The sequence below is a fragment of the Mesorhizobium sp. M0571 genome (genome assembly GCF_040320985.1).
GTDB lineage: Bacteria > Pseudomonadota > Alphaproteobacteria > Rhizobiales > Rhizobiaceae > Mesorhizobium.
Genome location: NZ_JAMYQT010000019.1, coordinates 123,006 through 137,586, shown reverse-complemented (window position 1 = coordinate 137,586; position 14,581 = coordinate 123,006). Strand labels below are relative to the sequence as shown.

General features: G+C 62.9%; 11 protein-coding genes and 1 pseudogene. 2 read left to right on the top strand and 10 right to left on the bottom strand.

Going from position 1 to position 14,581, the window contains the following annotated elements; genetic code table 11:
- Positions 1 to 1,167 (top strand): DUF3363 domain-containing protein (locus NKI85_RS22440; protein ID WP_352777932.1); only part of this gene is annotated, 1,167 nt, incomplete at its 5' end.
- Positions 1,168 to 1,292: 125 nt separating this feature from the next.
- On the opposite strand, the gene NKI85_RS22435 is transcribed toward NKI85_RS22440, so the two are convergent.
- The 10 genes and pseudogenes from NKI85_RS22435 to NKI85_RS22390 all read right to left on the bottom strand — a co-directional run bounded on the left by NKI85_RS22435 (position 1,293) and on the right by NKI85_RS22390 (position 13,579).
- Entirely contained in the window at positions 1,293 to 2,342 is a 1,050-nt protein-coding gene (locus NKI85_RS22435) for an L-idonate 5-dehydrogenase (RefSeq protein ID WP_352777929.1), read from the bottom strand.
- Positions 2,339 to 3,745, bottom strand: coding sequence for a TRAP transporter large permease (locus NKI85_RS22430; RefSeq protein WP_352527053.1), 1,407 nt, complete (start codon positions 3,743 to 3,745; stop codon positions 2,339 to 2,341). Before NKI85_RS22430 ends, NKI85_RS22435 begins: the two co-directional genes overlap by 4 nt.
- Positions 3,746 to 3,748: 3 nt before the next feature.
- Positions 3,749 to 4,321, bottom strand: coding sequence for a TRAP transporter small permease (locus tag NKI85_RS22425; RefSeq protein WP_352527052.1), 573 nt, complete (start codon positions 4,319 to 4,321; stop codon positions 3,749 to 3,751).
- A 145-nt stretch (positions 4,322 to 4,466) separates the two neighbouring features.
- The gene (locus NKI85_RS22420) at positions 4,467 to 5,441 is read right to left on the bottom strand and encodes a sialic acid TRAP transporter substrate-binding protein SiaP (RefSeq protein ID WP_502896143.1); all 975 of its coding nucleotides are present in this window, start codon (positions 5,439 to 5,441) and stop codon (positions 4,467 to 4,469) included.
- Positions 5,442 to 5,492: 51 nt separating this feature from the next.
- On the bottom strand, positions 5,493 to 6,212 hold the full coding sequence (locus NKI85_RS22415) for a FadR/GntR family transcriptional regulator (protein ID WP_352527051.1): 720 nt from the start codon (positions 6,210 to 6,212) through the stop codon (positions 5,493 to 5,495).
- Between the two features lie 132 nt (positions 6,213 to 6,344).
- On the bottom strand, positions 6,345 to 7,250 hold the full coding sequence (locus NKI85_RS22410; RefSeq protein WP_352777926.1) for a DMT family transporter: 906 nt from the start codon (positions 7,248 to 7,250) through the stop codon (positions 6,345 to 6,347).
- 391 nt (positions 7,251 to 7,641) lie between these two features.
- Complete coding sequence (locus NKI85_RS22405; protein WP_352777924.1) at positions 7,642 to 10,242, bottom strand: TRAP transporter permease; 2,601 nt, start codon at positions 10,240 to 10,242, stop codon at positions 7,642 to 7,644.
- 57 nt (positions 10,243 to 10,299) lie between these two features.
- Positions 10,300 to 11,253: a TAXI family TRAP transporter solute-binding subunit gene (locus NKI85_RS22400; protein WP_352527075.1), complete on the bottom strand. Its 954-nt coding sequence runs from the start codon at positions 11,251 to 11,253 to the stop codon at positions 10,300 to 10,302.
- Positions 11,254 to 11,345: 92 nt separating this feature from the next.
- Positions 11,346 to 12,677, bottom strand: coding sequence for an aspartate aminotransferase family protein (locus tag NKI85_RS22395; RefSeq protein WP_352527048.1), 1,332 nt, complete (start codon positions 12,675 to 12,677; stop codon positions 11,346 to 11,348).
- A pseudogene (locus NKI85_RS22390) lies at positions 12,674 to 13,579 on the bottom strand (MurR/RpiR family transcriptional regulator). Before NKI85_RS22390 ends, NKI85_RS22395 begins: the two are co-directional and overlap by 4 nt.
- Before the next feature lie 97 nt (positions 13,580 to 13,676).
- Between NKI85_RS22390 and NKI85_RS22385 the strand changes: the two are divergent.
- On the top strand, positions 13,677 to 14,525 hold the full coding sequence (locus tag NKI85_RS22385; RefSeq protein ID WP_352527047.1) for a beta-keto acid cleavage family enzyme: 849 nt from the start codon (positions 13,677 to 13,679) through the stop codon (positions 14,523 to 14,525).
- Positions 14,526 to 14,581 lie beyond the last annotated feature (56 nt).

Here is a 14,581-nt window from a genome sequence, read left to right as displayed (position 1 = left end):
GCCGACGACGGCGAGAGTCTTGTCATCTCGCGCGACTACATCCGCCAGGGCATGCGCGATCGGGCGAGCGACATTCTCACCCAGACGCTTGGGCTCCGCACCGACCTCGACATCCGCCAGGCCATCGAGCGGCAGGTCGACACTGAGCGCTGGACGCAGCTCGATCGCCAGCTTGTTCGCGACACCGACCGTCATGGCATCATTGATCTCGCGCCACACCCTGATCGCCAGCCCGACGAGTTCCTGGGGCTCAAAGTCGGCCGGCTCCGGCAACTGGAAAGGCTAGGCCTCGCGAACGAGATCCGTCCCGGCCAGTGGATGGTGGTGGAAGAGGCCGAGGCAACTTTGCGCGCCCTCGGTGAACGCGGCGACATCATCAAGCGCATGCACCGCAGTCTCACCGTGCATGGGCTAAAAAGAGGGACAGCCGACTATGTGCTGGCCGCCGAAAAGATTGATGCGCCCGTGATCGGCCGACTGCTCGAACGCGGCCTCGACGACGAACTGCGGGGCTCGGCCTATGCCATCGTCGACGGCATCGATGGGCGCACACACCACCTTCGCTTCCATGACCCTAATGCGGCCGGAGACTCCGACCCGGGCTCGGTCGTGGAGTTGTGCCGCGATGCGAGTGCAAATGGCGGTGGCCGGGTCAGGCTCGCCGTCCGCTCCGACCTCTCAATCGAACAGCAGGTCCATGCTTCCGGCGCGACTTGGCTCGATCGCCAACTCGTTGCACGCGAGCCTGCCGAATTCGGTGAGGGCGGCTTTGGAAGGGACGTAAGACAGGCGCTGCAAGATCGGGTCGACCACCTTGTCAGGCGCGATCTGGCCAGGCGCGAGGGACAGCGCGTCATTCTTGCGCGCAATCTGATCGATACACTACACGATCATGAGGTGGAATCGCTCGGTGCCCGCCTCGCCGCCGAGACGGGCCTGTCATTCACGAAGGCTGCCAACGGCGATCAAGTGGCTGGGATTTACCGGCGGCGTTTCTCGCTGGCTTCAGGCCGGCTCGCGATGATCGATAATGGACTCGAATTCAAGCTCGTGCCCTGGTCGCCGTCGCTCGAAAAGCGATTGGGTAATCAAGTTACCGGGGTCGTGGGCTCGGATACGGGGGGCGTGGATTGGAGCCTGGGAAAGAAGCGCGGCATCGGGTTATGAAGGTTGCAGGCGTATGCTCTATCCTGATGCTAGGAAGCCAGCACGGTCCGTCGCACATTCTGTTTGTACCTGCACAGTGAAGCGCCAATTGCCTTGTCAAAAAAAGGGACTTTGCGAATCCTCGATCAGCCCGCGGTCAGCACGACCTTGACACTCTGTGAGCGGTCGGCGGCAAGATGGAAGGCGTCGGGGGCGCAAGAAAGCGTGCGCTCCGCGGTCACCAGCTTTAGGACGTCCACCTCACCCGAAACGATGAGACCGACCGCCCGGCCGAACTCCTTGCCGAAGCGGAAGGTGCCCTTGAGGTCGATCTCCTTGGCCATTACCGCATTGGCAGGCAGCGGGATCTGGCCACCGGGAAGATTGCCGACCTGGACCACCGTGCCGCCGCGCCGGACACTGGCGATCGCCGCGGCAAGGCCTGCGGCAGTGCCTGAAATCTCGAACGCCACATCAAGCGAACCGCCGGCGGCGAGCGCCTGGAGCTCGGCGTCGCCGCTAGAAAGGTCGATCGTCCTGTCGGCGCCCAACCTGCGGGCGAAGGCGAGCGGAGCGGCGGCGATATCGGCGACGGTAAGCTCAGCGCAGCCGGCAAGCCTGGCCGCGAGCATGGTCAAGAGACCGATGGGGCCGGCACCGAACAGGATGACGTTGCGGCCACTGATGTTGCCCGCCCGCGCGACGGCGTGCAGGCTGACCGCCAGCGGTTCGGCAAGTGCGGCCGCCTGGTAGGCCACATCAAATGGAACCTTGAAACATTGCGCGGGCGTGGCGTCGAACAGACTGGCGAAGCCGCCCTGCATATGCGGCGTCTTCGATGCCGAGCCCATGAAATGGATGTTTTCGCAGAGATTGGCGCGGCCTTCCAGGCATCGCGCGCAATGCCCGCACCAGCGCGACGGATTGACCGCAACGTGATCGCCGACGCCCAGGCCGGGCGCGGCGCCGTTGATCTCGACGATTTCGCCGGAGATCTCGTGGCCGAGGACAAGCGGCGAGGTGACGACGAAGTCGCCGGTTCGGGCATGGCGGAAATAATGCAGGTCGGAGCCGCAAATGCCCCCCGCGCCGAAACGCACCCGCACCATCCCTGGCGCCAGCGGTCCCAGCGGATGCGCCACCATACGCAGGTCCTGCGGGCCGAACAGCGTTGCGGCAATCACCTGGCCGCTCACCGGATCAGGCCCATCTCGGTCGGCAGCCAGAGCGTGATGGCGGGTATGAAGGTGATCAGAAGCAGCGCCACTATAAGCGGCACCAGCCATGGCAGGATCGCCATGGTGGTACGCTCGACCGAGAGCTTGGCGACGCGCGACAGCACGAACAGCACCATGCCGAGCGGCGGGTGCAAAAGCCCGATCATCAGGTTGAGCGTCATGATCAGCCCGAAATGCACCGGGTTGATGCCGTAGACGGCGGCGACCGGCAGCAGGATCGGCACCAGAATGGTGATCGCGGCGATCGTATCGAGGAAGCAGCCGACCACCAGCATCAGGATGTTGACCAGGATCAGGAAGACCCATTTGTTTTCGGTGAGCGCGAAGATGAAGTTTGAAAACAGTTGTGCCGCCTGGCTGACGGTGAGCAGCCAGGCGAAGATCGATGCGGCGGTAACGATGAACAGCACCGAAGCGGTCGTCTCGATCGTGTCGAAGCTGGCCTTGGCGAGCAAGCGCAGCGTCATCGTTCGGTAGCGCACCAGCCCGAGAAAAAGCGACCAGATCACGGCCGCCATCGCCGCTTCGGTCGGCGTGAACCAGCCCATCGTCATGCCGCCGATCAGGATGACCGGTGTCATCAGCGCCATGACCGCGGAGAAGTCGAAATACCAGTCGGTCACGATCAGCACCAGCAGCGCGATACCGACCGCGATGTTGATCGACAGGCCAAGCTGCACGAGCACATAGCAGGCAATCGGAAAGGCAGCCACCACCAGCACCTCGCCCGCCGCTTCAGCCAGCCGCCGAAGCTCGAAGGGTGTGTCGGAGCCCCAGCCGCGCCTGTAGGCGAAGATGGCGACCGTGATCATCATCAGCACGGTCATGACCACGCCAGGCAGGATGCCGGCCATGAACAGCGCGCCGATCGAGACATTTGCCATCATACCGTAGATGACGAAGGGCAGCGAAGGCGGGAAGATCGGCCCAAGCGTCGCGGAAGCGGCGGTGACCCCGACCGCAGCGTCGATCGGGTAGCCGTGGTCCTTCATCGCCTTGATCTCGATGGTGCCGATGCCGGCGGCGTCGGCGAGCGCGGTGCCCGACATGCCGGAAAAGATCACCGATCCGATGATGTTGACCTGCGCCAGGCCGCCCTTCATCCAGCCGACCAGGGCAAGGGCGAAGGAATAGATGCGCCCGGTGACCCCGGCGATGTTCATGAGGTTGCCGGCCAGGATGAAGAAGGGAACGGCGAGCAGCGGAAAACTCTCCACCCCGGCGATCATGCGCTGGGCCGCGATGATGTCGGGCGCGACGCCGTAGATGACGAGGTAAAGGATCGAGGCGGCCGCCATCGAAACGGCGACCGGCACGCCAATGAGCATCAGGACAATGAAACCTCCGACCAGAAGCAGCATCGCTCAGACCCCTGCCGTCTCGAACGCACCAGGACGCTCGAGCACCGAATAGCCGCGCCTGTAATTGCCGATAAAGACCTGGATCGAGCGCAGAAGCATCAGCACGAAGCCGGCCAGTACGGCGTAGAAGAACCAGCGCCGCGGCAGGTTGACGGTGACCATGCGCTCATGCGCCACGATCGTGACGTAGCGCCACATCAGCCAGGATCCGTAGGCGAAGAATGCGATGCGGATAACATCGACGGCGAGCGCCAGCCAGCGGCCGACGCGCTCCGGCAGATAGTGGTAAAGCACGTCGACATGGATATGGCGCGACAGGCGCACGCACATGGCTGCGCCGAGAAAGACAACGACGACGAGCGCGTTGATGGCGATCTCCTCGGTCCAGGCAAGGCTGTTGTTCAGCGCATAACGGGTGAAGAACTGCAGGAAGACACAGACGACCATGCCCCAGAACACGGCAAGCGTGATCCAGTCCTCGATGCCGTGGTCCGACAGGTCGACGTGTACCGGCACCTCCTCGAAAGCCTGGGCGATCTCTTCGACGGTGATCTCGGTGTGGTGTTCCTCGGCCATCGGCGCGGGCTCCCGAAGCTGGTGGGTCGTCAAGGATTGGAAAGGCCGTCCGGCGCAACGTGAAGCCGGACGGATTGGCAGGCTAAAGCGGCGAATCCGATCGCCGCTCTCTCGTTTTGTTTGAGCATCCGAATTTTCCGATGCCCTACTTGATGGCGCGGATCGCTTCCCAATCGGCCTTGTTGTAGCCGAACTCCTCGAAGGTGACCTTCTCCAGCACATTCTTCTCGAAATCGGCACGGTCGACATCGGTCACGCTGATGCCGCGGTCCTTGAATACCTGCACCAGTTCCTTTTCGCGGGCGACGATCTTTGCCGTGGCGCGGGCGGCAGCCTCCTGCATCACCTCGGTGAAGATCTTCTTGTCCTCGTCGGAAAGCGAGGCCCAGCGCGACGCCGATATGATGGTGTTGAGATGATCGACGATGTGGCCAGTGAGCACGATGTTCTTCTGCACCTCGTAGAATTTCTTCGCCTCGATGGTGGTTAGCGGGTTCTCCTGGGCCTCGACCGTGCCGTTCTGCAGGGCCAGGTAGACCTCGGCGAAGGCAATCGGCGCGGTGTTGGCGCCGCAGGCACGCGGCATGGCCAGATAGGCCGGCACGTCGGGAACGCGCATTTTTAGGCCTTGCATGTCGGAGCACTTGGCGATCGGCCGATTCGAGGTGGTCTGCCGCGTCCCGTAATAGGTGGTGGCGGCGATGTGATTGCCGGTCTTGTCCTCATAGCCCTTGGTCAGGGCCTTGTAGACGTCGCTCTTGGTGTATTTCAGCAGATGGTCGGCATCACGGAACGTATATGGGAAATAGGTGACGCCGATCGGCGGATATTCGCGCGCCGCGAAGCTCGATCCGGAAATGATGATATCGACAGTGCCGAGCATCAGGCCCTGGTTGATGTCTGCTTCCTTGCCGAGCTGCGAGGCCGGATAGACGTCGATGGCGTAGCGGCCCTGGGTGCGCTTCTTGATCTCCTCCGCCGCCCATACGGATTCAGTGTGGAAGGGCTCCGACGTCTCGTAGACATGTGCCCATTTCAGGACCGTCTCCGCCGAGGCCGACGCCATGGGCATGGCAATTGCGACGATCGCACCGAGCAGAACTGCGTATTTCCTCAACATCTAATTCCTCCCTGGTTGGATTTGACTGCCGGATCTCCCCCCGGCCGACTGCTATTCCGCAACCTCCTTGGCTGCGGCTCTCTCATCGAAATTGCATGAGAATCTGATTTGCGACTGGCGCAGATGCTGCTGCATGGCGGCCTTGGCCCGCTCGGGATCGCGCGCGGCAATCGCATCGCGAACGGCACGATGCTCCTTTGCCGCGATCTGCCAGGAATCGCTGGTCTCGAAATAAATCGACAGGCGTTCGAAGTAAGGGTTCATGCGCTGATCGAAAAGCTCGCCGATGAAGCGCACCAGCACGGCGTTCTCGAGAATGCCGGCGACGGCGGTGTGGAATTCCCGGTCAAGCGCGATGGTCATCTTGTTGGGGTGACGCATGGCCTCCATTCGGCGCAGCACGTCGTCGAGCCGTTCGATATCTGCAGGCCGAACGTGGAGAGCAGCTTCGGCGGCGATCGCGCCTTCGACGAATTCGCGTGCGCGCAACAGCTCGAACGGGCCCTCCTCCATTTCGGGATCGGAGGCGGCGGCGCTCGGCGGATCGGTGACGTAGATGCCCGAGCCGACGCGGATGCGTATGCGGCCTTCGACCTCCAGTGCTATCAGCGCTTCACGAACCGTCGGGCGGGAAATTCCGAGCTGGTCGGCCAGATCCCGCTCGGTCGGCAGACGGTCGCCGACGGAAAACTCGCCAGCATCGATCAGCTGCCTGAGCTGATCGGCGACCTGCCGGTAAAGCCGGCGTGGTTCAACGGCCTGGATCGGCATGCGCGTCTAATCCCTCCCGGCTCGCCCTGGTACATTGGTCTGACCCATTGACCGCAAGCTTAGACAGACGACCCAGAGAGTCAAGCTCACCCGCGCAGCGGAAGGCGGCGGCATTGCGCAGTATTCCATGCGTCAGCGCCGTCCTCCGCGAATGACCAGGACGTTCCCGGCGGCGACGAGGACGAGCCCGATGATCGCGTAAGCGGTCCAGGCGTAGCCTTCCAGCGCCGTGGAGATCAAAAGCGCAAAGACGGGAAATATGACGGTCGCATAGCCGGCGCGGGCGCCGCCAATGCGTCCAAGCAGCGTAAGGTAGGCGGCGAAAGCCATGACCGTCGATATGACGGCGAGGAAGACCAGCGAACCGACGTAGGAAGCGGTCGTCGCGAACACGAACGGTTCACCGAGGAGGAAGGCCAGGAACGCAGACCACAGAGTGCCATAAAGCATACCCCAGGCGCTGGTTGAAACGAGCGGCAGGCCGCGGCGCTGGTTTGCGACGGAGACGAGATTGCCGGCGCAGAAGCTCAGCGTGCCACAGAGGCACAGCAGAAGGCCTATCAACGTGCCGCCGGAAAGCCCGTTCGCGGCGATTTCGGGAAAGAACATCAGCGCTATGCCGGCGAAGCCGATGACGCCGCCAGCGAGAATGCGCGGCGCCGGGCGCTCGCCGATGACCAAGGCACCAAGCAGCATGTTGATGACCGAGGCGAGCGAGAAGACGACCGAGAGCAAGCCGCTGACGAGATAGCCGGCGCCGTAATAGAAAAACAGGAAGTTCGACGAGAAGATGAGGATGCCGAGCACAGCAAAGCGCAGATGATCGGTGATCGGAAAGCGGAGCCGCCGGCCGGAAAAGCCCGCCCAGGCAAAAATCAGCAGCGTGGCGATGGCGAAGCGCCAGACCAGATTGACCTCGTTCGACACGCCGCTGCCGACCTGAAGCTCGATCGCGAACCACGATGCGCTCCAGGCAATGACCGTCAGCGCGTAAAGCCCGTAGTCGACGGGTTCAAAAGGGCGGTCGCGCGTCGCCATGCGCATTTCCGCGTTAGCCGGTTCCGGGGCGGCGTTTGGTTCTCTTGTTACTGACATGCTGGCCATGGCTCAATTTTGCGTGCTTCCCATGTAAGTGAGGCAGGCCCGAGCGGTCATCAGAAAAATCGCGCTGGATTACGCCGCTGGCCAATTCGGCAACGGTTTCTGCCGCGGTCTGCGGTTTCCTTACAAGTCCTACGCCCTCACCGGCGTCTCCAGCGAGACACGCTTGTGGCGTGCCTGGCATCCAGTCAAGTTCAGTTCGAACGCTTGGAGGCGTGCGGGCATCCGGTCTATGTCGATGATCCCGCCCGCGCCTTTGCCGTCATGCGCGCATTCATCGCGTCTACTGGTGCGCCTTGATGCAAGACGTCTTCCGCTCATAGGACGCTTACAGACCAACTGTCCGCCTTCGCCGCTTCTGAACCCAGACGACGAGACCGAGCAACAGCAGAGCCGGAATGGCGAACCAATAGCGCGACGGCCGTTCCGCAGGGACTAGCACCTGGTTGATTTCGTCGCCGGGCTGCAGGCCGAATTTGGCCGCCTGGCTGCCCAGTCGCACCACGCCGACCGTCACGCTGTCGCCAAGCGCACTGACGTCCAGGCCCGCAGCCTTCAGGCGTTCGGTCGACGAATTTGCGGGCCCGAGCTGCAGCCGTACCAGCTTCGATATCTCATCGCCGTTGAGGTTCAGTGTCGTCAGGCGCAAGCGAACTGCGCCTCCCTCGGCTGTCTCGTCGACGATACGGCCGAGTTCGGAGGCAGGTACTGCCCGATAGGGTTCGCTCACCTGATCGAGCAACAATCCCGGCCTGAACAAGATGAAACAGGCCACAAGCAACGCAATCGTCTCGTACCAGCGGTTGCGCACGAGCATCCAGTTCTGCGTCGCCGCTACAAACGAGACCATGGCCAGTGTGGACGTCACCACCATCGCGACGAAGTCGAAGGGACCTTCGAGATCGATCATCAGCAGTCCGGTGTTGAAGATGAAGATGAACGGCAAGAGACCGGTACGGATCTCGTATTTGAAACCCTGAATTCCGGTCTTCACAGGGTCGGCGCCGGAAATCGCCGCCGCAGCATAAGCCGCCAGCCCCACTGGCGGCGTCACATCCGCCATCAACCCGAAATAGAACACGAACATGTGGACGGCGACCAGCGGCACGGCAAGATCGTTCTGCGCCGCCAAATCGACGATGACCGGCGCCATCAAGGTGGCGACGACGACATAGCTCGCGGTTGTCGGCATGCCCATGCCGAGAATGATGCAGATCACCGCAGTGAATAGAAGCATGACGATGAAGCTGCCGCCCGAGATGAATTCGACCAGTTCGGTCATCACCAGCCCGATGCCGGTGAGCAGGACCGTGCCGACGATGATGCCGGCCGTCGCAGTGGCGATGCCGACCGTGGTCATGTTGCGCGCGGCGGCGGACAGGCCACCGACCAGATCGTCGAGACCGTGAAGCCAATGCGGTGCCAGTGCCCGGTCCTTGCGGAAAAAGGCGGTAAGCGGCCGCTGCGTGACGATCAGCGCCATCAGGGCAACAACGCCCCAGAATGCCGAGAGGCCGGGCGACAGTTCCTCCACCATCAGGCACCAGATCAGCAGGATCACCGGCAGCAGAAAATGCAGGCCGGTGCGCGCCGTCTCGCCGAAGTGCGGAATTCTGAGGATCTCACCTTCCAGATCCTCGAGCGGCAGGTCGGGATGGCGCGCCCGGTGGGCGACAAGGCCGATATAGACGGCGACCAGCGCGGCACTGATCATCCAGGTCGCAGCGGCGCCGAACACCACTTTGGTCCAGCCAATGCCATAGTAGACCAGGCCGGCCAGGACAATGAAGCCGCATACGCCCATCAGCCCGCGCAGCGCACCCTGAAATGCGGAGTGTGTGCTGCGTGACGGCAGGCCCTTCAGTCCCATCTTCATCGCCTCGATATCGACGATGTAGAACAACGAACCGTAGGTCAGCAGCGCGGGATAGAAGGCGTGCTTGACCACCTCGGCATAGGAGATGCCGACATATTCCGCGATCAGGAACGCGGCCGCGCCCATCACCGGAGGCATCAATTGACCGTTGACGCCGGCCGCGCATTCGATGGCGCCGGCTTTCACCGCAGAATATCCGACCCGCCGCATCAGCGGGATGGTGAAGGTTCCGGTGGTCACGACATTGGCGATCGAAGAGCCGGAAATCATGCCGGTCAGACCAGAGGCCACGACACCGGCCTTGGCCGGACCGCCGCGGTATTTTCCGAGCAGCGAGAAGGCAAGCTGGATGAAAAAGCCACCGGCTCCGGCGCGTTCCAGCAATGTTCCGAACAGAACGAACATGAAGACGACATTGGTGGACACACCGAGGGCAACACCGAAGACCCCCTCCGACGTCAGCCACATCTGCGAGGCCGCGCGCGATAACGTCGCGCCCTTGTGGCCGAGCAGGCCAGGAAGGTGAGGCCCGGCGAAGATATAGATCAGCATGATCGCCGCGATGACGGTGATGGCAGGCCCAACCGCGCGACGCGCGGCCTCGAGCAGGATGAGGACGCCGGCGATCGAGACAACCAGGTCAGCCGTAGTGGGAAGACCCGGCCGATGGGCGATATCGCTGTAGAAGACCAACAGATAGAGGGCGGACGCCGCCCCGGCGATGCCTAGCACCCAGTCGGGCAGCGGCACCCGGATGCGCGACGAGGTCTTGAAGGCCGGAAACGTCAGCATCGCCAGAAACAGGGCGAAGGCCAGGTGGATGGAGCGGGCGATGCCGTCGCTGACGACACCGAAATTGAGCATGAACGGAAGGGGCGAGGCATACCAGAGCTGGAACAGCGACCATGCCAGCGACACACCGAGGATCAGCTTCGCGGTGAGGCCGGTTGGCTTGCGCCCACCGGTGTCGGCCTCGGCGACGATCTCGTTGAGCTTGTCAATGTCGATGGCGGGTTGGTCAGGCGCTCCCGCCTGCTGGCTTTGATCTGTCATCGTTCCCCACAATCATTTGCAATGCGAGGCGCCCGCGGGCGCCTCGCATTGGAGGCCTCAGAGCCAGCCCTTTTCCTTGTAGTAGCGCTCCGCGCCCGGATGCATTGGCGCCGACAGACCGGTCTTGATCATCTCCTTGGGGTCGAGATTGGCGAAGGCCGGATGCAGCTTCTTGAAATCGTCGAAATTTTCGAAGACCGACTTCACCAGCTCGTAAACCACCTCATCGGGCGTGCTGGCGTTCGCCACGACGGTAGCGCGGACGCCGAATGTCTTCACGTCGTCTGGGTTGTTGGCGTACATGCCGCCCTTGATGGTGGCGACTGAATAGTAGGGATGAGCTGCTAACAGCGCGTCCACTGCCGGACCGGTCAGCGGGACGAGTTTGGCACCGCAGGCCGTGGTCGGATCCTGGATCGCGGCGGACGGATGACCGACGCCGTAGAAGAAACCGTCGATCTTATTGTCGCATAGCGCGCTGCCCTGCTCGTCCGCCTTCAGCTCTGCGGCAAGCGAGAAATCGCCGAGCCTCCAGCCCATCTGCTTAAGCAACTCCTCCATCGACGAGCGGGTGCCTGACCCGGGATTGCCGACGTTGAAGCGTTTGCCTTTGAAGTCCTCGAATTTGGCGACGCCGGCATCGGGCCGCGCCAGCACGGTAAACGGCTCGGGATGGACGGAGAATACGGCCCGCAGATCCTTGAACGGCTTGCCGTCGAAATTTCCGGTCCCGTCATAGGCCTGGTACTGGACGTCCGATTGGGTCAGGCCGAAATCGAGGTCGCCGGTCTGGATGGAGTTGACGTTGAAGACGGAACCGCCGGTCGACTCCGTCGAGCATCGGATGCCGGTTTTCTGCCGGTCCTTGTTCATCAGTCGGCAAATAGCGCCGCCGACAGCGTAGTAGACGCCGGTGACCCCGCCGGTGCCGACCGTGACGAAGCGCTGCTCGGCGGCGACGGACGGCAGCGCCAGCAGCATGCAGGCCGCCGCGCCGATCAGGGTTTTCATTGAACTATACATGGTTGCTACCTCTCTGGTGGTTGTCCCGGCCCGTCGCCGATGACGTTGGAACTGGTTTGAGGCGGTCCGCGTCGCGCAGGTCAGACTACTGAAGCGATCGCAGCATCGATCGCCTCACCGAGCCGTTCGACGATCCGATCAATATCCTGTTGGGAAATGATGAAGGGCGGCGCAACAAGCACATGAACGCCCCGCACACCGTCAATCGTCCCGCCCATCGGATAAATCATCAGGCCGCGGGCCATTGCTTCGCGCTTGATGCGGGCGTTGAGTTCAAGCTTCCGGTCGAACGGCTCCTTGGTGGCGCGATCAACCACCAGTTCGATTCCTCGAAACAAACCCCGCCCACGAATGTCGCCGACGTGATGGTGATTATCGAAGCGCTGGCGCAGACGTTCGTCCAACTGCGCGCCCATTGCGCTGACGTTGTCGAGCAGACGGTCGCGCCGGATGACCTCCTGCACGGCAAGGCCGGCCGCCGCCGCCATGGGATGCCCCATATAGGTATGTCCATGCTGGAAGAAGCCCGAGCCTTGGGCAAAGGCGTCGAAGATATGCCGGCCGAGCAGCACCGCGCCAATCGGCTGGTAGCCACCGCCGAGCCCCTTGGCGATGGTCAGCAGGTCGGGAGCGATGCCGTCCTGCTCGCACGCATGCAGCGTGCCGGTACGGCCCATGCCGCACATCACCTCATCGAGGATGAGCAGCACGCCGTAGCGGTCGCAGATCGCGCGAATGCGTTTGAAGTAATCGGCGACCGGCGGCACGGCGCCGAGCGTGGCACCCACCACCGGCTCGGCGACGAAGGCGATGACCTCGTCCGCGCCGAGTTCGAGGATCTTGTCTTCGAGCTGCTGGGCGGCGCGCGCCGCGTAGGCTTCGTCGCTTTCGCCATACTTTTGATAGCGATAGGCGTAACAGGGGTCGATGTGATGGGTCTCGATCAGCAACGGCCTGAACTGGGCGCGTCGCCATTCATTGCCGCCGGTGGCGAGAGCGCCGAGCGTATTGCCGTGATAGCTCTGCCGGCGTGCGATGAGATGGCGCCGTTGCGGCTCGCCTTTCTCGACAAAATATTGCCTGGCCATCTTGAGCGCGGCCTCGATCGCTTCCGAGCCGCCGCTGACCAAATACACATGATCCAGCCCTCTCGGCGCGTCCTCGACCAGCCGATCCGCCAAGCGTTCCGCCACCTCGGTGGTGAAGAAGCTGGTGTGGGCGTAGGCGATGCGGTCAAGCTGGGCGTGCAGCGCGGCAATCACGTCGGGATGGCCGTGGCCGAGACAGGACACGGCGGCGCCGCCCGACGCGTCGATGTAGGACTTGCCCTCTGCGTCGAACAGTTCAATGCCATGGCCGCGAACGGCGACCGGCAGCCTCGAGTGGATGGTTCGATGGAGGATGTGTGTCATCGGCGGTCTCTCACAGGCGTTGTCTTCGGCGGACGCTGGTTCAGGTGGGTCCTGAGGGCAGCGCCCTGCTCATCGAAGCGTCGCAGCGACTCAACGGCGCCCTCGCCTGCCTGGCCGGCAACAAGAGCGCCAAGGACCTCCGCGACGATGAAGGCCGGCGTCATGGTGTGGAAAAAGGACGGACTGCCTGTCGGCACGATGACCAGGTGATCGGCAAGCTGCGCCAGGGGCGCCACTTCACTGTCGGTGATCGCAATGATCGGCACGCCGCGGCCGGCAGCGAACTCGACAAGCTCGATGGTGAAGCGCGTGTAGGGCAGGACGCTGGCGGCGATCAGCACGTCGTCCGTGGTCGCGTGACCGAGGGCGTCGCCGTCGGTTCCCCGATGCCGTGCAACAGCACCGATTTCTCGCCGATCAGCGACAGGATGTAATGCAGATGCCAGGCCATCGCGTGGCTCGAGCGCAGGCCAAGGCAATAGACGCGCCTTGCCGCAGTCAGCGCTCTGGCCGTGTCGACCAGACGGTCGATCGACCTGCTTTCGGCGAGGTGGGCAAGCTGGCCGGAAATTGAATCCAAGATGTCGGCCGCCAGGGCATGGTCGCCCTTGAGCTTCTGGCTGGCCACCTGGAGGCCCGCCTTGCCGGCGAAACCGATCTCGCCGCCCCGGATTGCGGCGGCGTAGATGTCGCGCACGGTCTCGTAGCCATCAAGGCCGAGATGCTGGGCCAGCCGCGTCATCGTCGCCGGCTGCACTCCGGCGTGCCGGGCCCTGCTCGCGCATGGACAACAGCGCGACGTCATGCGGCTTGTCGAGGATGTAGCGGGCGGCGGACCGAAGCTGCGCCGACATGCCGTCGAAGGCATTGACGATCTGTCCAGCAAGCTCTCCCTGGTCCATGGATATTGCTAGCCCGCCAGACCGGCGATTGCAACGTCTGTTTCAGTATGGTCAAAGATTGATTCATATGACTCGTATTCGCCCGAAAAACGTCTCCATGAAGCCGGCCCCTGGTCTCGACCGCATCGCCATAGCCGTCGCGCCGAACGGAGGGCGTCGCAGCAAGGCCGACCATCCGGCGATTCCGCTGACACCGGCCGAACTTGCGCGGACGGCCGCGGAATGCGCCGACGTCGGTGCGGCGATGATCCATGTCCATGTCCGCGACAGAAGCGGCAACCATCTGCTCGACGCCGACGCCTACCGCCAGGCGATTGCCGCCATCCGCGGTGCTGCCGGCGACCGGCTGCTAATTCAGATCACCTCCGAAGCGCTCGGTATCTATTCGCCAGCCCAACAGATGGCCGTCATACGAGATGTGAAGCCAGAAGCGGTCTCCCTGGCGCTTCGCGAAATCGTTCCGGATGCCGGATCGGAACTCGCCTTCGCGCGCTTCATGGCCTGGCTGCATAAGGAGCGTGTGGCGCCGCAGATCATCCTCTATTCGCCCGAGGAGGCTGTCAGGCTTTCGGATATGCAGCAGCGCGGACTGATCCCCTGGGCAAGCATACCGGTTCTCTACGTGCTGGGCCGCTACACGCCGGGACAGATGTCCGTTCCTGCCGATCTCCTGCCATTCCTCGCGGCGAACATGCCGCGCTTCGATCATTGGAGCGTCTGCGCCTTCGGCCGCAACGAAGCGGCGTGTGTGACCGCCGCGGCGCTGCTCGGCGGTCATGTCCGGGTCGGGTTCGAAAACAATCTTTTCCTTCCGGACGGCAGCATAGCTTCGTCCAACGCCGAACTGGTAGCGACTGTCGCACGCATATTCGCCGACTGTGGCATCAACATCGCCTCGGCTGCCGAGCTGACTGCTCAATGGAACGCGTCGTTTCGTTCCATATAACTCCGTTCGTCGTCGTGACAAACCGAAGCGTATTTTCGGCGGCAAGCTCGCGCAAG

Excerpts from the sequence above, each read along its gene's own strand:
- NKI85_RS22415 (WP_352527051.1), bottom strand. The coding sequence starts at position 6,212 with ATGCCGATCCAGGCCGTTGAACCACGCCGGCTTTACCGGCAGGTCGCC.
- NKI85_RS22425 (WP_352527052.1), bottom strand. The coding sequence starts at position 4,321 with ATGGCCGAGGAACACCACACCGAGATCACCGTCGAAGAGATCGCCCAG.
- NKI85_RS22405 (WP_352777924.1), bottom strand. The coding sequence starts at position 10,242 with ATGACAGATCAAAGCCAGCAGGCGGGAGCGCCTGACCAACCCGCCATC.
- NKI85_RS22385 (WP_352527047.1), top strand. The coding sequence starts at position 13,677 with ATGAAGCCGGCCCCTGGTCTCGACCGCATCGCCATAGCCGTCGCGCCG.
- NKI85_RS22420 (WP_502896143.1), bottom strand. The coding sequence starts at position 5,441 with ATGTTGAGGAAATACGCAGTTCTGCTCGGTGCGATCGTCGCAATTGCC.
- NKI85_RS22400 (WP_352527075.1), bottom strand. The coding sequence starts at position 11,253 with ATGAAAACCCTGATCGGCGCGGCGGCCTGCATGCTGCTGGCGCTGCCG.
- NKI85_RS22430 (WP_352527053.1), bottom strand. The coding sequence starts at position 3,745 with ATGCTGCTTCTGGTCGGAGGTTTCATTGTCCTGATGCTCATTGGCGTG.
- NKI85_RS22410 (WP_352777926.1), bottom strand. The coding sequence starts at position 7,250 with ATGGCGACGCGCGACCGCCCTTTTGAACCCGTCGACTACGGGCTTTAC.
- NKI85_RS22395 (WP_352527048.1), bottom strand. The coding sequence starts at position 12,677 with ATGACACACATCCTCCATCGAACCATCCACTCGAGGCTGCCGGTCGCC.